Genomic DNA, 17,873 nt, shown 5'->3' with positions numbered 1-17,873 from the left:
CGACAGCTGCCAAACGACGAGAGGTCTGAATTATGGGCAACGCAATGCATACCCCGACTGGCTGCTGCGACGCACCCTGCCCCGGCTGCGAGGTGCAGACCCCGCTGCGCAACCACTACTTCTTCGGCAAGCTGATGGACGTGCCGGACTTCGACGTGGAACAGGCCTACGTGGTGGAGAAATTCCGCCGCCACCATGCACGGTTGCACGGCACCGGCGTGATCTGCGGACTGGAAGTGGCAGCACACCCGAACCCTGCCTGCCGCGACCGCTACGTGGTGGTCAGGCCCGGCGCGGCGCTCGACTGCTGCGGCAACGAGATCCTGGTGATCGACGAGGAAACGCTGGACATCACCTGCTTCCCGGCGGTCCGTGCGCTGACCGAGCAGCCCGACAACGCGGACCACCTGTTGCTGCTATGCATCCGCTACCGCGAATGCCCCACCGAGGAAGTGCCTGTGCTGTACGACGAATGCGGCTGCGACGACTCCCGCTGCGCGCCGAATCGCATCCTGGAAAGCTACGAGTTTGACGTGCTGGTTGACCCGGAGCTGCCGGCGGTACCGCCCGCGCAGCCGCAGCCGCCCACGCTGACGTGGCAGGCCAGCGTCACGCTGGCCGGCGCGCGCGCGGTGGCGCTGCATGAGGCGAGCCAGCGCGCCTATCTTGCGGCGGACTTGTCGGGCGGCGGTGGCACGGTGCAGCAGTTGTGGCTGTCGAACCAGGCGTATATCGCCACCCACAATTTCACCACCGCCGTGTCCGGCATCGCCGTGAGCGGCGACGGCACGCTGCTGGTGGCGCTGGTCGCCGGCGCCACCGCGGCGGACCCGGCACGGCTGGCGCTGCTGGATACCACATCCGCCGGCGATTTCGCCGGTGCCGAAGACGCAACGCTCGACCTGCCGGGCACGGCTGGTGCCACGCAGGCCTGGGTAACGGCGATCGGTCCCAACCGCGTGGCCGCGCTCGTGGTCGGCGGCGGCGACAGCCTGCTATTCACGGTCGATCTCGCGCCGGGCACGCTGACGGCCGTGCTCGACGCCACGCTGAGCGGCTTTGCCGCCACCGCCTGGGTGCTTGGCAGCGACGGCAAGACGCTGTACCTGGCGCAGGCCAATGGCGCGATGCAATCGGTCGACCTGGCCGCGGCAGCACTGACGCCGGCCGCGCTTGGCCTGTCCGGCACCAGCGTCAGTGCGCTGGCCACGGTCAAGACCGATGCCCTCGACCTGCTCGCCTGGACCGACCAGGCCGGCCAGCGCATCGCATTGTCCAAGCCGGACGGCACGCTGCTGCACCAGGATCCGCTGCCCGCGCCTCCCGTGGCGCTGGTCGCCGAAGCGGCCGGCCGCTTCGGCTATGTGCTGATGCAGCCCGCCACCGGCAACAGCCGCATCGTCGCGGTAGACCTGCGCCGCATGCAGCAGGGCCAGCCGGCGCTGCTGTCCAACGCACTGGAAATCGGCCCGGGCGGCGACGCGCTGGCGCTCGCCGGCGAGCGGCTGTGGGCAGTGTATGACGACGGCGCCGCGATCGCCGCCATCGAAGCTACCCATTGCGAGGACTTCCTGGATCCGCATCCCTGCCCGGCCTGCCCCGCGCCGGACTGCGTGACGCTGGCCACGATCGCCCGATACCGCCCGTCGCGCAAGCTCGAAGACCCGACCGTGCCGCCCAGCGACCCGCTCGCCGACACGGCGGCCAATATCGCCCGCCTCGACATGCTGACGTGGCGCGCGGACGTGCCCAGCGTGGCCGACCTGGCGCTGGCGGTGCGCTGCATGCTGGAGCACTGCTGCGGCGGCACCAGCGCCAAGGGCGAGCAGGGCGACCCTGGCCTGCCCGGACAACAGGGTGAGAAAGGCGAAAAGGGGGATAAGGGCGACAAGGGCGACCCCGGCGATCAGGGCGAGCCAGGCAAGCCCGGCGACGGCCTGGACTGGGCCCTGCCCCACATCTGCGACATCAACTGGAAGCATGCCGAGCGAATCCCCTTCGACGCCATCGCCAGGGGACTGGTGGTGGCGTTCGACACGCCGGTGATGGCCGGGGACCTGCATGCCGACTCGATTCACCTGCAGGTGCAGCACGAGGGCCGCCTGGTCGAACTGCCACTGCAATGCTGGTGCGACCTGCCACTGTCGCGCGAAGACCTGGAACCCGGCCGGCTGGAACGCGACTGCGATGCGCAGACCCAGTTCGACCCCGGCGTCGACGCCAACGGCATGGCCACCGCGGTGCGCATCGGCCAGCAGGTCCTGCCAAAGCTGTTTGGGGCCATGCAGGGCAAGCCGGTCAAGCTGCGGCTGCTGGTCAACGGAGACTTTATCCGCGGGCTGCACCATGACACCAAGCAGCTGCGCGCGCTCGACGCCGACCACATCCCCAAGCTGGTCCCGCCGTCGCCGCCCAATCCGCCGCAGCCCGGCGCAGTGCCGGAGTGGCTGCAGCCTCAGGACGAACGCGTCAGCGGCGACGGCATCGAGGGCGGCACCTTCGAAAGCTGGTTCACCATAGAGCAACGATAGGGAGCACCAGGCCATGAACACCGTGAACGACCTCTATCGCAAACGGCAGGGGCAGAGCCCCACCGCCTGCCCGCCCGAACCCTGCGTCTGCGGCACTTGCAGCATGCTGGAATGCCTGTGCCGGCCGCGCTTCTTCGCCGGCCAGGTGCTGACCGCCGACGACCTCAACCGGCTCGACGGCTATATCCGCGGCAAGCACCGGCTGCACAACCGGCAGCTGCACGGCTGGGGCGTGGTCAACGGGCTGGAAGTCACCTGCAACCCGTGCGGCGACGGCGTCGCGGTCGGCTGCGGCTATGCGCTCAGCCCCTGCGGCGACGACATCGTGGTGTGCGAGGCGGTCAGCGTCGATGTGTGCGAGCTGATCCGCCGCTGCAAGGACGCGGAGCACCGCTGGCAGCAGTGCGAGCCGATGAAGCATCCGCCGCCGCAGCAGTGCGATGCCGGCGAGGAGGAGTGGATCCTGGCGATCCGCTACGCCGAGGCGCCGGCGCGCGGGGTCAAGCCGCTGCGACCAGCGCCGGACTGCACCGCCAACAGCTGTGCCTGCGGCGGCAATGGCGGCAAGTGCGGCTGTGGCGGTGCCTGCGGCGGCATGAAGTGCGGCTGCAACGGCGCCACGCTGGCCAGGCCGCGCGGCGCGCCGGTGCAGTGCGAGCCCACCGTGATCTGCGAGGGCTTTGCCTTCGAGGTCTACCGCAAGCCGCCCGACAAGGCCCCGGACCCGGTCGGGACCAGCGACAGCACCGTCGGGGGCGCGGCTGGCAACAACCAGGCCTTCAACCCGGACTCCGAACTGATGCAGCGCTTCCGCTGCTGCGTCGAGCTGCTGGTCACGCAGATGCCCAAGCTGCCCGGCGCGCTCAAGGTCCCCGCCACCGCCGCCGAAGCGCTGGCGTGGTACCAGTGGCTCGGCGCGGCGCGCATGCAGCTGCGGCGCTATTTCGGCAGCCACGGCAGCTACAACTGCGACCTGATGGCACAGTTCAATGCCATCTCCTACCCCGCCGCGGGCACGCTCGCCAATGCGGGCGCCATCTACCTGGCGGTGGTGCTGCTGATGATCGTGTGGCTGGACGCCATGCTCGCCTGCTTCTGCTCGGCGCTGCTGCCGCCGTGCCCGGCGCCGACGCGCGAGGTGCGCGTGCCGCTGGCGTCGCTGCATGTCGCCGGCGGCTGCGGGGCCCAGTCCTGCCGCGTGCTGCGCGTGTGCAACTGGACCGTGCACCGCAAGTTCGCCACCACCTTCCCGTCGCTGCAGTACTGGCTCGGCATCCTGCCATTCGGGAAGCAGTTGCGGCAGTTGCTGGAGAACCTGTGCTGCTTCGATATCGGCGGCATCCTGCCCGACAACCGCCTGCAGGACAGCGCGGCGGGCGCGCAGCCCGGGCTCTTCGCGATGCGCGCGGAGGTGGTGCCCGATATAGCCCCGAACATGGCGCCTGACAACGCGGCCGGGAATGGCAACGGCAATGGCAACGGCAGCGGCAGCGCCGACATCAAGCTGGCCGATGCGGCCTACCAGCGCGCCAACGACCTGCTGAACCCGGCCGTGGCCGAACCCGAACGCATCGCCGGCGCCACCGGGCTGCTGCGCGCCGCGCTGGCGCGCACCGGCAAGACGCTGGAGTTCAGCACGCTGGCCGAGAGCATGATGGGGCCCGGCAGCCCCGGCAATGGCCGGGACCGGCTGTCCCCCGCGGAGACGGCCAACCTGCCCCAGTTCGTGATCGCCAACCAACTGATGCGTCCGAGCGTCGCGGCCGCGATCGCACCGCTGCTCGACGCCGCGCTGGGCCTGTCGCTGCGCGCCACGGCCTTTGCCGGGGCAGCGCCGGAGACGGCCGCCCCCGATGCCATGGCCATCCTGCGCGCCGACATGGACGCGTTGCGCGACAGCGTCAAGGCGCAGGCCGCCGAGATCGAACGGCTCAAGGCAGCGGCCAGACCTGCGCCCAAGCCCGCGCCTGCCACCAAGCGCGGCGGCCGCAAACCCGGCTAGGAGGAGTGCGCCATGACCACCGAATTTGCCGAGCGTCCGCGCTTCTTCGAGGGCCAGTATCTCGGCGCCGAGGACCTGCAGGCGCTGCTGCGCTACTTCAGCACACAGCTGGCGCGCCACCACCTGGGCAGCCACAGCTGGGGCATCGCCTCCGGCATCGAGCTGGTCTACCAGGATTCGCCGCAGGGCGCGGTCGAGGCTTACCTGACGCCGGGGCTGGCCACCGACGGCTATGGCCGCGCCATCGTGGTGGCCGAGCCCTTCCCGCTCGACGCCGGCCTGTTCGCGGGGCAGCCAGCCGGGCTGGTCAACGTATGGATCCGCTATGACGAGGCCGCCGGCCAGGGCGTGCGCCCCGGCTTCGAGGTATGCGGCGCCACCGATGCCTATGCCCGCGTGGTGGAGTCCTTCCTGGTCGAGGTCGGCGAGCGCAAGACCATCGAAACCCGCCAGGGCGGCGTGGCGCTGGGCGACGACAGCTACGGCGACGCGCGCGAGGCGCCGGGTGCGCTGCTGCCGCTGCAGCCGCTCGCGCCGGATGGTTCGGTGCCGGCGCAGCGCTTTCCCGGCGACGACGATCCCAGCCTGTGGCTGATCCCGGTCGGGCGCGTGCTGTGGCAAGGCGGCACGCTACAGAAACCGACGCCCGCCAGCGCCACCCAGTCGCGCCTGTTCCGCCGGCATTCCGGCTGGATCGGCGAGGCGCTGCACGGCACCGGCGGCCTGCTGCGGCTGCGCGGCCGCTGGATCCCGCGCGCGGGCGCCACGCCGGTCGAGCAACTGTGCGAGGCCGACCAGCTCGCCGCCGCCGACCTGGTGTTCTGCGCCAGCGACCCCGACACGCCGCACTTCCGCGAACCGGTCTGGCTCGACGCCGACACGCGCGCGCGCGGCCACCTGCGCTACTACGGCACGCGCGCCGAGTGGGTCGATGCCGGCGGCACCGACTACCTGGCACAGGGCACCGTCACCGCGCTCCAGCGCGCCGCGCCCAGTGCCGTCGACGGGGTCGACCTGCGGGTGCTGCTGGGGCAGCCGCAAGGCAGCGCCGGCCCGACCCGGCTCACCCTCGGCGCCGCCACCCCGACCGGCACCGATCCCTGCGCGATCGGATTCAGCTATACCGCCGGCGTGGCGATCCAGCACGACGGCCGTGTCGGCATCGGCAGCACCGACAAGGCGCTGGCCTTGCCGCTGACAATACGCGCGCTCGCGGCCAATGGCGGCCTGGTCGGGCTGGAAGGCACCGGCGGCGCGCTGGCGTGGCAGATCAACATGGGCCCGGCAAAGAACGGCCTGAACGTGACCCAGTCGGATCCGACGCTGAGCAACCTGTTTATCGAGGCGGCCAGCGGCAACGTCGGCATCGGCACGCTGACGCCGGGCGCACGGCTCGACATCCAGGGCGTGCCGTCGCCGCAGGGCAATGCGGTGGGCAACGGCAAGTGGCTGCAGATGGGCAGCAGCACCGCCCCCGATGCCGGCCAGGCCTGGTTCCAGTACGGCCCGCAACTGGCGCCGCTGCTGGTGCTGAGCGACTTCGACGATCCGCCCCGGGTGCAGTTCCAGCAGGTCGGCAACGGTAACGAGGCGGCCGCGCAATTCTCCAGCTGGATCGGCCAGGCCCGTGGCAACTCGTCCGACCTGGCATTGTTCGGCGGCAGCGTCGGCATCGGCACGCTGACGCCGTCGCGCACGCTGCACGTGCTCGGCAGCGAGATCCACAGCGGCGGCGGCGGCGCCGGGTTTTCGTTCGAGAACCGCGAGACCGGCGCCTTTGTCGGCAACCCCGGCAACGGCGAGCGCTGGGTCTGGTACGCCAGCGGCGGCAATGCGCGGCTGTGGAGCAACGGCGACAAGCTGACCGTGACCCCGGCCGGGCGCATGGGCCTGGGCACCGCTGCGCCCGCCAGCACGCTGGAAGTGCGCGGCGCGATCCGGCTCGGCGACAACGGCGACTACTTCGCGGTAGGCGGCCTGGCCGAGATGCGCATTGTGGCCGGGCAGGCCAGCGCGGGTGGCGGCTCCGCCGGCACAGGGTGGAGCGCGACGCGCACCGGCACAGGCCAGTACACCGTGAGCTTCGCGCCGGCCTTCACCGCGACGCCGGTCATCGTCGCCAGCCTGGTCGACTCGGCCAACGACGACCAGGTCTGCACCGTGCGCAACGTCGGCCCCGGCGGCTTCACGCTGATCGCCCGCGACGTCACGCCGCCGTCGGAAGGCAGCTTCGTCGACAACGCCTTCCACTTCGTCGCCTACGGGCCCCGCACCTGAAAGGAGCCGCCATGGACCACGCCACCGCCAATGCGCCCGCGGCATCCGCCGCGCCCATCGAACGCAGCCTGCTGCAGGCGCGCCTGGCCACGCTGCGCGGCGAATACAGCGCGGGCCAGCGCCTGCTGGCCGAGGCCGAGGCGCGCGCCGCCACGTTGCGCGAGCAGCTGCTGCGCATCGGCGGCGCCGCGCAGGTGCTGGAAGAACTGCTGGCCGTCGATGCGCATCCGCCTGCAGCGGCCGTCACTGCGCAGGCTTAGCCATGGCCCACCTGCGTATCCGCCAGTGGCACAACGCATATGCGGTGCCTGCCGCGCACCCCGCGCCGGCCGCGCTCGGCCACCAGCTCGACGCGCTGGCGCCGCAGCTGGCGCAGGCGCTGGCGGATCAGCTCGACGCACTCGGGCTGGATGACGACGCCGTGGTGCTGCTGCCGCGGCTGGAGATCGCCTGCGAGATCGATACCGCGTGCCCCGCCGGGCAGATCGTGCGGCACTGGTCGCGCCAGCTGGCGCTGGCCTTTGCGCGCGCGCTGGCGGATCCAGCCGGCGACGCCATCAGGATGCCCTCGCGCGCGGCTTACCATGCGCGCTTTATCGAACGGCTGCTGCGCGGCGACGGCTGGGACAGCTGGCTCTTCCACCGCTTCGCCGGCCTGCGCATGCTGCCGGCGGGCGCGGCCATCCGCACCCTGCTGACGGAAGACGCCGCCACGGGACGCGCCACGCTGGCGCTGCTGGACAGGGCAAGCTGGCCCATGCTGCTGGCGGCGCTGGGCGAGCGCGAGGCGGTGCGCATCCTGTCCCGCTGGCACGAACAGGAGAGCGAGGCCACCGACGTGGGCCCGTTGGAGCCTGCCGCCAGCGCATGGCGGCAGGCGTCGCCCGGCCGCGTCGCGCCCGCGCTGCTGGCACTGTGGCTGCTCGCGCATGGCGGCGCGGCGCAGCCGGCTGGCATCGGCGCGCTGTGCTGGCTGGCGGCGTTGCTGTCGATGCCTGAGGACATGCCTGCCACCGTGCTGGCGCGTCTTGCCGCGCACGGCGTCATCGATGGCAAACCTGTCTGCGCCACGGATCCCGACTGGCTGGTGCTGCTCGCCACCACGCCGCAGCCTGTGCGTGCGGCAATGGCATCGCTGGCGGCACAGGCCAGGCAGGTGCAGCAAGAGCGCGCGCCATCCACACCCGATGCCGCTGCGGAACCGCTTGACGCGCCATTCGGCGGCCTCGCGTGGCTGCTGCCTGCCCTGCATGACCTGTTCGACGGCGGCTGGGCCAGCGCACTGCCCGCGCCGCCGGCCGGGGCCGGCAGCGCGCGCGACGTTGCCGCGCTGCTGGCGCTGGCGATCGCCGCCGGCCATCGTGGCGAACGGGTGTGGCGCGACCCGTTCTGGCGCACCTTCCTGCAGGTGGCGCCAGCCTTTTCACTGCCAGCGCTGCACGACTGGCTGGCCGCCACGGACGCCGAAGCGCCGGCCCTGGCACTCGCCGCCTCGTTGCGCCGCTGTGCCTTCACCGGCGTCGCGCGGCTGCGGGTGCCAGCCGGCGCGATCCGCACCGAGGTATGGATCGAACCCGGCAGCGCCTGCCGCCTGCATGCCACGACGCCACCGGCTGGCCTGGCCGAGTCCGCGCCGCTGCCGCTCGCCATGCGGCTGCGCCTGACACGGTTGCTGCGCCAGGATCTTGCGCTGCTGGGTGCCAGCCCGGTGCTGGCGGCGCTGCCGCCGGCCTGGCGGGACATCTTCGCCACGCTGGCGCAGGCCGCGCTGCGGCGCATCGCCTTCCGCATTCCGGGCGCGGCCTGTTGCACCTTGCCGTACCTGTTCGCCAACGTGCTCGATACACGCGGCGAGGCCCACCGCGGCGGTGCCGGCGCCGCAACCGGGACCGCCTGGACCCTCTCGCTGCGGCGCCCGCCGCTGCACGTGCTGCTGAGCCTGAACGGCATGGCGCGGCTGCGCGTGGCCTGGCCGGGCCGGCGCGAGCTGAGCCTGCACTGCACGGAGTGAACGCATGCGCCGCGATCTCGACCCGCTCATCGCCGGTGGCCGGCAAGCACCGATGCCGGCGCCATGGCCGCAGGCGCATCCCTTCGGCAACGAACGGCTGTGGCTGGACTGCCTGGTCGAGCGCGAGATCCTGCGCCTGCGCGCACGCTACGAACTGTCGCTCGACGAACTGCGCGGCCTCTACATCTCCGACCGCCAGGTCGATGCGCTGCTGCGCCAGCAGGCCGGGCAGCTCGGCCAACCCGATGCCGATCCCGCCGGCGCGCTGACGCGCCAGGCCGCGCAGTGGCGCGAGCATTTCAACGCGGGCTCGCCGCTGGCGCTGCTGGGCGAGCGGCTGGCGCTGGCGCCGGACGATCTGGAGTTGCTGTTCGTGGTGCTCGCGCCTGAACTCGACCTGCGCTACGAAACGCTCTACGCCTACCTGAACAACGACATCGCGCGCAAGGTCGCCACCGTCGACATGGTGTGCCGGCTGCTCGGCGCCGACGTGGTCCCGCATGACGCCGCCGCGCTGCGCGGCCGCGTCCGCGCGCTGGCCGCGGCCGGCATCCTGGTGCTGGCCGACAGTGACGAACAACGCAGCACGCTCGGGCAAAGCCTGGCGCTGGCGCCGCCGGTCGCGCAATTCCTGCTCGGCATCCCGCCCGCCGCGCAGGAGACGGCAGACGCGGACGAACCCTGGCTGGAAGCCGTAGCCGACGCCGTCGGCGCGCCAACCGCCTGCAGCGAGTTGATCGCCTGCCGCAGCGACGACCCCGAACGCCAGGCCGGCTGGGCGCGCCGCCTGCTGGCCCTCCGCGGCCGCCACGCGCTGCACCTGGCGCCGCACGCCCTGCTGGCCGGCACATCGCCGCTGCTGGCCGCCCGGCTCGCGCACGCCGCGCTGGTGCTGCATGATGCCGCCGGCACCAGCCGCGACGCCGCCGCGGACGAACGCCTGGCCGCCGCGCTGCGGCGCACGCTCGACGGCGGCCTCGACGTGCTGTGGCTGGTGCCGCCGAACTGGCGCCCCCTGCCCGCGCTGTCGCGCCTGCCGCTGACCACCTTCACGCTGCCGGCCGCCACCGGCGCCGAGCGCGCACGGGAATGGGCCGATGCCATCCGCGACGCCCGGCTGGCCGATGCGGGACAGCCGGCCGCGAGCCTGGCCGACACGCTCGCCGCCCGCTTCTCGCTGTCCGGCACCCGCATCCGGCAGGCGGTGCGCGCCGCGCAGGCATTGTGGGCGGCCGACCCGGCCATCGCCAGCGGCCACGAGGCCCTCGACCGCGCCGCGCGCCAGCTCGCCGCGCAGGGGCTGGCACAGGTGGCCGAGCTGGCCACGCGCCCGCACCGCTGGCCGCAACTGGTGCTGCCCGCCACCACGCTGCAGCTGCTGCATGAAATCGGCGCCGCCATCGCCTGCCGCGAGCAGGTGTTCCGCGACTGGAACATGCAGGGCCGCACCGGCCGCAGCGCGGGACTGATGCTGCTGTTCGCCGGCGCCTCCGGCACCGGCAAGACCATGGCCGCCTCGGTGCTGGCCAACCACGCCGGGCTGGACCTGTTCCGCGTCGACCTGGCCAGCGTGGTGTCGAAGTACATCGGCGAGACCGAGAAAAACCTGGAGCGCATCTTCAGCGCGGCGCAGGATGCCGACGCGATCCTGCTGTTCGACGAGGCCGACGCCCTGCTCGGCAAGCGCGCCGAGGTCAGGGACGCGCACGACCGCTACGCCAATATCGAGGTGGCCTACCTGCTGCAGCGCATGGAAACACACGACGGCGTGGTGATCCTGGCCAGCAACCTGCCCAAGAACCTCGACCCTGCCTTTGCGCGGCGCATGCACTACACGGTGGAGTTCGGCCGCCCCAACGCAGTGTTGCGCGAGCAGCTCTGGCGCGGCATGTTCCCGGCCGAGGTGCCGCTGGCGGGCGATATTGACTATGCCTTTATCGCCGAGCAGTTCGAGCTGACCGGCGGGGACATCCAGGCCATTGCGCTGGAAGCCGCGTTCCTGGCGGCCGGCGAAGGCAGTGCGGTGGGCATGGCGCAGCTGATGCGGGCGCTGTCGCGGCGGCAGACCAAGCATGGCGACGCGGGCACGGCAGCGCGTTTTCGCGCGCACCAGGACGCCGCCGAACACAGGCGTGCCTGACGGCGGTAGCCATGAAGACACGCGACAGCCGCAAGGCCGCGCCGCATCCCGACGCCAGCCGGACCAGGCAGCCGGACGGTAGCGCAGGTGCGGGCAAGGGTGCAGGCCATCACGGCCCGGCCCCGCTGGCGGTGCTCGGCAACCAGGCAGTGCAACACTTGCTGGCCCCGCCGCCAGTCAGCGCCACCGTCAGCGCGACCGCCATCCCCGCAGCCAGCGCGGCCCGGCCGGATGACGGGCTCGAGGCCGCCGCGGCACAGGCATCAACGGTATCCGGCCAGCCGCTGCCTGCAGCGATGCGCAATGCCGCCGAGGGAACGCTGGGACTGTCGCTCGGCCATGTCCGCCTGCATCACGGCAGCGCCGCCGCCGAACTGACGGCGGGCAGCCGCGCGGATGCGCTGACCTGGCGCAATCACGTCTTTGTCCGGCCCGAACAGTGGGCACCGGATACCCGGGCCGGCCGCGCCCTGCTCGGGCACGAGCTGGTGCATGTCGCGCAAAACCAGGCGTTCGGCCCTGGGCGCCTGCGCAGCCTGAGCCGCCACGACGATGCCGCCGAACGCGAGGCGCATGCGCTGGGCCCGCGCGTCCTGGACGGTGCGCGCGGCGCGGCGCGCCCGGCCAGCGGTCAGGTCGCCGCCATCGGCCGGCAGGAGACCAGCACGCCGGACACGCCGTCCAGCATGCCGCCGCCAGCATTCTGCTCATCCGACGACGCAAGCGGGGGGACGGTCGCCACGTCCTCGTCCTCGTCATCGTCATCGACCTCGCCGGCATCCTCCGCGGTCCCGTCGGCGCCTGCCGCGTTCGATCCGGCCAATGCCGATGTGCGCACGCTGACCAATGCCGACCTGATCGCTCGCGATCTGGAGGCGTCCACGTTCCTCGCGCAAGCCACCGCCACCAGCCCGCGAACCGCCGGCTGGCAACGGCTGCAGCGCGCGATCGCGGCGGAGCGGACACGGCGCATCGCGCGCGGCTTTGTGTTCCTGGCTGAACGGACCGACACCACGCCTGCGGCGCTCTACCAGATGCGCGGCAGCGCGGCGCCCGGCATCATCGAGATTGTCACTACCAACGCCGCGGCGGCGATGGGCGCTGCGGATGTCACGCTGGGCGGCGCAATCATGACGCAGCGGCAAGTGCGCGCCTACGTGGCGACCCTGGGCTACCGCACCATCAGCGGTCCGCAGGCTGACGGGATGATCGCCAACCGCGCCGACCTGATCCAGCGCGCGATCGCCGCCGAGCGGCAACGTGGCCTGTCGCTGCCGACGCAGGGCGGGATCGGCCGTACGCCGTTTCTCGACTACCGCCTGGCAGGGGGGTTTCATCCCTATGGCCCGGGCACGGCCCCGGGACAGCTGCCGCTGGGCCTGGCCGACGCCAATTTCCGCGGGCGCATCGGCGAGATCGGCATGGGCAGCGACTGGCGCACCGGCTGGGGCACCGGCCTGCAGGACCTGAACCGCGTATCCTGGGTCGATGTGACCGGCCGCACGCAGACCGGCAACTTCCCCGTGGTGGATTTCGGTCCGGGCGAGGGACGGGTACCGCGCATCCTGGATATCCAGCCGATCTCCGTGACCACCAGCGGTGCCGCGGACTACGACACGCGGCAGCAGCAATACACCATGAAGATCGAGGCGCTGCTGGACGTGGCAGGCCGGCGCGCGACCTCGCCCGCCAGCACGGACCTGGTGCTGCGCCACCTTCAGCAGGCGAGCGGCGATGCCACGCTGGCGCCCGGCACGGCCGCGTACCAGCAGGCGCAGGCGCGCTTCCTGTCTGACACCATGTTTGCCGTGCCCGACGCCGACCTGGCCAGCCTGCGCAGCGCCATTGCCAACCCCAACGCCGCGCCGCCCGGGGGGGCCAACCGGATGATCGCGCGCCCCGGCGGCTTGCGCGCGCTGTACACCGACGCGCTGCGCGCTGCGCCGGTCCGGCTCACGCTGCGCGATGGCAGCACGGTGATGTGCAGCAGCCTGGCTGAACTGGCGGCACGCGCGCCGGCGGCATCCAGCTTTAGCGTGGCGGGATCAAGCCTGTCCTACCCGCCGAACCAGCGTATCTCCACCGCCGAGTTCAACCGGGCCATGGCCGAGCTGGGCCGCACCGCCGCCAGCCGCATCGTGCCGATCGGCAGCGCGCCGGCCATGGCTGCCGCCGCGGACGCGGCACGCCCGCCCCCCGTCGGCCCCACCATTGCCACGCCGACTCGCATCCTGGAGATCGACAGCCACGATCTTGGCTACATCGGCGAGCGCATCGGCCAGGGCCTGGCGGACGCGCGCACGGCCGGCGCGCCAGGCAGCGGCGGCGCCCGCTGGACCACCGCGGCGCAAGCCGACCCGGTGCTTTCGGCCGTGCGTGCCATGACCGGCAATCCGTCCCTGCAGCGCGGCACGCCGGAATTCGACGCGGCGCGCCAGCAGGTCCTCGGCAACGCCCTGCTGGCGATCAATGCCGACGATGTGCGCGCCTTCCAGGCGACGCTGCACAGCGACGCGGCCTGGGACGGCCGGCTGCGCACCAGCTTCGGCGCCGCCATGGCGGACAGTCCCGTCACCGTCACGACCGCTTCCGGCCCGCGCACGTTCCACTCCCCCGCGGAACTGGACGCGGCGCGCGCGTCCATGACGCCGGAGCAGTACAACCAGGCGCGCGCGCAGGCGCAGGGCCTGGTCGCCGGCCGCGTCACCGGCAGCGGCGTGACCACCGCCCAGCTCAACCGGCTGGAGGGATTCCGCGACGTCGCAACCGTGGCGCTGGGCGACCAGGCCGGCACGGTGCTGCAGCCGGATGTGCTGTCCCACGTCCGGCTCGGCTCTGCCCGGGCTACCGCCGAGAGCTTTGGCCGGGGCGGCCTCGGCGGCATGATCGTCGGTGTGGTGACCACCGCCGGCACGATCTACGTCGACACCCAGGAACACCCTGACTGGGCGCAGGAACTGGCGCTGGCCGGCGGCCGCGATTTTGCGCTGTCGGGCACCCAGTCGGCACTGGAGAGCCGGCTGACGTACTACATGGCACAGCGCGCCATCGCCACTGGCGCACCGCTGAGCGGGCTGGCCCGCTTTGGCGCGCGCGCCGGGCCTACTGCGCTGTTCTCGGGCGGCATCGAGATCTACAACATCAGCCAGGAACAGCGCCCGCATAGCGGGCTCGAGGTCACCACGCGGGTCGGCCGCGCGGTGGGCATCGCCATCGTCTCGATGGAAATCGGGGCGGCGGCAGGCTCTGTCGTGCCGGGCGCCGGCACCGCGGCCGGTGCGGTGGTGGGCTTCATCGTCGGCGCGATTGCGGGCGGCGTCTCCGCCTACATCCTCGACCAGGTGGTGCCGGGCAGCGCGGAATCCTGGAATGCCGACGCCGCGGCCGCCGAGGCGCGCCGCGCACGGGAAGCCGAAGCGCTGCGGCAAGCCATGGCGCCGCGCGTGGTCGCCACCATCGGCGAAACCACCACGCTCGAGCCGATGATGTCATCGTCGGAGATCTCCACGGAAGAGCAGCAGGCCATCGCCCGCTGGGTCACGCTGCTGACCATGGCGCGGCGCGAGCCTCCGCCCGCGGCCGGGAGCGGGCCATGAGCCCGACCTCACGCAAGCCGCCCGCGCCGGTCCGTGACGCCGACTGCCCCGATGCGCCTGCCAGGGGAAGCGGCCGCGCGCACGGGAGGCGCGAGCCGCAACGGCAAGCGGGGAATCTGGCGATGCAGGCGCTTTGCGCGCGCGGTGCGATCCGTGCCAAGCCGGTGCTTGGCGTCGCGTCCGACACCGCCGAGCTGCAGGCCGACCAGATGGCCGAAGCCGCCGTCAGCGGCGCGCAGCCTGTCCCCGCAGGCTGTACCTGCACATCGGGCGAGCCCCCCTGTTCCGCGTGCCAGGCCAGCGCCGGCGCCACCTTGCGGCGCAAGCCGCGCGGCCGGGACTGGCTGGCCGAGACCCCGGACCTCGCGCCGGGTCCCGGGCGTGCGCTGGATGACGGCACGCGCCGCTTCTTCGAGAGCCGCTACCAGGCAGACTTGTCGGCAGTGCGCGTTCATGACACTGCGCAGGCGGCCGCCAGCGCTGCACGGCTGGATGCGCACGCGTTCGCCATCGGCTCGAGCATCGTCTTTGGTGCCGGCGAGTACCAGCCACACACCAGCGCAGGCAAACGGCTGATCGGGCACGAACTGGCCCATGTACTGCAGGACGACGCGCAAGCCGGGCCCACGCTGCGGCGCGATCCCCTGTCTTCATCCACATCGTCCGCATCCACCGGTTCCGCGTCCTCCCTGCTAAGCCTGGCCCCCGCCGACGACGCGTCCCAGGTCTGCAGGGCCGAGGAGCCGGCCGAGCCGCAGATGTGCATGGCGGCGCCGGATCCTGCCAACCCGACCGTCCTAGACCTCACCGGCTCGCTGGACGAGCGTGTCGCGTCGTTCAAGGAGCTCGTAAAGACCACGGCAATCCACCGGCTGCTGTCGAACAAACGCAATCTCGGCATGTGGGCAGTCCTGGTCGAGGACATGATCCCCAGCGAGGACATCGCCGCGCTGGGCATGACGCAATCCGGCGCGTCGCGGCCCTACTTCGAGCTTCAGGACATGCGCGACCCGCAGATGCGGGAGCTGCGCGCGCGGCAGGCCTTTGGCCAGTTCCGCGCCTGCACCGGTTGCCATCTGGAAACCCAGATCTCCGCGTCGCGCACCGAACGCGAGGCACTGAGCCCCTATGGCTGGGCCACGCCCAACGAAATGCGCGCCGGTATCCGCCCGCCTTCGCGCTTCGAAACACTGGCCCGCTTCAGCAGCCCGCCGGACCTGGCCGGGCCTTATGGGCTTGCGCCGGCGGCGCATCCGGCCATGGAACTCGCGCGGCCGGGCCTGTACCGGCCGCCGGCCGGCACTGCCGAAGCCGAGCTGCACCAGCTGTTCCCCGATCCCGAGGCAACCCGGCAGGCGCTGGCACGGGTCGGGCCGATCATCGGCGCGCTTGGACCATCGGGCTACAAGGTGCTGCCCGAAGGGATGCTCAACACGTTGCGCACCGGCACCGCGCAGGATATCCGCGGGCAGATCCTGTCGGCGATCACCACGCGCAAGGGCAACTACGACGAACTGATGGCCAAGATCCGGGCCAACGAAGTTGGCTATGAGCACTTCGGCCCGGTCATCAGAAGCCTGTTGCCTCTCGCCGACGAGACGGTCCGTACCGCCATCCAGGACGAGATGGACAGCAACGCGTTCTGGGACAAGGTTGAATCCGTGGTGGTCGCGGCGCTGTCGGCGCTGGCATTGCTGCTGACCATCTTCCCGCCCACCTCCGCCGCGGGCATTGCGTTCTTTGCCGCGCTGGAGATCTCGCTTGGCTACTACAGCGTGCAAAAGGGCCAGGAAGCCATGCGCATTGGTTCCGCCTACCGGCTGGGTATCGGCGCACACGATGTCTTCACGCCTGAGCAGCAGCAGGCTGGCGACGCGATGGTGCTAAACGGCTTCGTCAGCGTGGCCACCGGTTACCTGGGCATGTTCAGCGGTGCCCTGCGCGCCGGCACCGCCATGCCGCGCGCGGCGCCGCTGACACAGGGTGGACTGGCGCTGTCGGGCCGTGGCGCCACCGCCGCACGCACCCTCGAACACGGCGAGTATGTCATCACCATCGGCGAGGACGGCGCCATGTTCGTGACCGTTGCCTCGCGTCCGGACCTGGTGATCATGGTGCGGGGAGAAACCGCAACCTTGTACCAACTGCTCGAAGGCGGCGGCATGCGGGTGGCCGCCAGTGCCACCGTGCCATCGCGCGGCGCCGGCAGTGCGCCGTTGATGCTGGAGGCCGGCAGCGGCACCGGGGCGGCAAGCACGGCGCTGGTCCCGGTGGGCCCGCAAGCGCTGGTGCCGTTCTCGCCCACGGCGCCGGGGTCGACGCTGGCGCCGCTGTCGACGGGCAGCCAGCCGGCGCGTGTGCTGATCACGCCGCCGCCGCGCGAGCCGCTGATGCTCGGGCCGGGCAATGCCACCACGTACACCTGGGACGAGATCAGCCGCATGCGCCAGCCCATGCTGTGGCAAGAGCGCGAGACATACCTGCAGCAAGTGTACGGCGCGCCGGGACAACAGCACTTCCCGGTGCCGAATACCGGCGGGCGCTACGTGGACGTACCCGTGCCGCAGGCCGGCGGCGGCGTGCTGGCGGGCGAGGCAAAATCGTACACGCGCTGGATCGGCGTGCCCGGACAGCGCGGCGGGATTCCGAACCAGGTCGAACTCACCGACCGCATCCGCGAACAGATCCAGCGCGATGTCTGGCTGCGCAACAACGTCCCGGGCTATGATCCACGCTGGATGTTCACCGACGCCCCGCCCTCTGCAGCGTTGCGGCAGGCGCTGCGGGACGAGGGCATCGTCTTTATCGAGTACAGCTTTTGACCGAGCCCGCCCAACCCCTCCCTTCGCTGGCCGCCCGCCGCGCCTGGCTGGACACGCTCAAGGCGCGCCAGCGCGACATGCTGGACGAACTCGCGCAGGTCGCCGGCATCGTGCCCCACAGCGCCCTGTCGGACGACCCGCAGGGCCAGTTCGCGCGGCTCGCGGCCTTTGTCGATCGCACCGACCTGCAGGCGGCGACGGACGACGCGCGCACCTGGCTGCTGAACCGGCTCGGCCTTTACCTGGCGCACTACGTGATGGCCCGCCACGGCGGCCAGCTCACGGTGCAGGACAATCCGCAGCAGCGCTTCTATCTTGCCTTTGTGGTCACCGGCATGGACGCGCCGGTGCCGGCCGGGGCCAGGCTTGACCCGTTCGCGCTCGCATACGACGCGATCCACGCACTGCCGCGCATCCCGCTCGGCACGCTGCTTGCCACCGCCGAACACGAGCTGGCCTGAATCGGCCCCCTGAATCGGCCCGTATCGCAAGCG

General features: G+C 71.9%; 9 protein-coding genes. All 9 read left to right on the top strand.

The window, feature by feature from the left end:
- The first annotated feature begins 44 nt into the window (after positions 1 to 44).
- From AC5WJ1_RS24795 to AC5WJ1_RS24755, 9 genes are read left to right on the top strand one after another with little or no spacing between them, the layout of a single operon-like run.
- Positions 45 to 2,531: a hypothetical protein gene (locus AC5WJ1_RS24795; protein WP_434034480.1), complete on the top strand. Its 2,487-nt coding sequence runs from the start codon at positions 45 to 47 to the stop codon at positions 2,529 to 2,531.
- 13 nt (positions 2,532 to 2,544) lie between these two features.
- The gene (locus AC5WJ1_RS24790; protein ID WP_494476633.1) at positions 2,545 to 4,533 is read left to right on the top strand and encodes a hypothetical protein; all 1,989 of its coding nucleotides are present in this window, start codon (positions 2,545 to 2,547) and stop codon (positions 4,531 to 4,533) included.
- A 12-nt stretch (positions 4,534 to 4,545) separates the two neighbouring features.
- On the top strand, positions 4,546 to 6,810 hold the full coding sequence (locus AC5WJ1_RS24785) for a hypothetical protein (RefSeq protein ID WP_494476632.1): 2,265 nt from the start codon (positions 4,546 to 4,548) through the stop codon (positions 6,808 to 6,810).
- Between the two features lie 11 nt (positions 6,811 to 6,821).
- Positions 6,822 to 7,070, top strand: coding sequence for a hypothetical protein (locus tag AC5WJ1_RS24780; RefSeq protein ID WP_494476631.1), 249 nt, complete (start codon positions 6,822 to 6,824; stop codon positions 7,068 to 7,070).
- A gap of 2 nt (positions 7,071 to 7,072) precedes the next feature.
- Positions 7,073 to 8,821 (top strand): hypothetical protein, encoded by a 1,749-nt coding sequence (locus tag AC5WJ1_RS24775; protein WP_494476630.1) that lies wholly within the window; start codon positions 7,073 to 7,075, stop codon positions 8,819 to 8,821.
- A gap of 4 nt (positions 8,822 to 8,825) precedes the next feature.
- Positions 8,826 to 10,961 carry an ATP-binding protein gene (locus AC5WJ1_RS24770; RefSeq protein ID WP_494476629.1) on the top strand — a complete coding sequence of 712 codons (2,136 nt, stop codon included), beginning with the start codon at positions 8,826 to 8,828 and terminating at the stop codon, positions 10,959 to 10,961.
- An 11-nt stretch (positions 10,962 to 10,972) separates the two neighbouring features.
- The gene (locus tag AC5WJ1_RS24765; RefSeq protein WP_494476628.1) at positions 10,973 to 14,557 is read left to right on the top strand and encodes an eCIS core domain-containing protein; all 3,585 of its coding nucleotides are present in this window, start codon (positions 10,973 to 10,975) and stop codon (positions 14,555 to 14,557) included.
- A complete protein-coding gene (locus AC5WJ1_RS24760; RefSeq protein WP_494476627.1) occupies positions 14,554 to 17,379 on the top strand; it encodes an eCIS core domain-containing protein in 2,826 nt (941 codons plus the stop codon). The genes AC5WJ1_RS24765 and AC5WJ1_RS24760 overlap by 4 nt, the downstream gene beginning before the upstream one ends.
- A complete protein-coding gene (locus AC5WJ1_RS24755; protein ID WP_133095701.1) occupies positions 17,376 to 17,840 on the top strand; it encodes a hypothetical protein in 465 nt (154 codons plus the stop codon). The genes AC5WJ1_RS24760 and AC5WJ1_RS24755 overlap by 4 nt, the downstream gene beginning before the upstream one ends.
- Positions 17,841 to 17,873: the final 33 nt, after the last annotated feature.

It is taken from the genome of Cupriavidus sp. MEYA8 (genome assembly GCF_059278825.1).
Note: the sequence above shows the minus strand (reverse complement) of the source record. Positions and strands in the feature narration are given on the sequence as shown.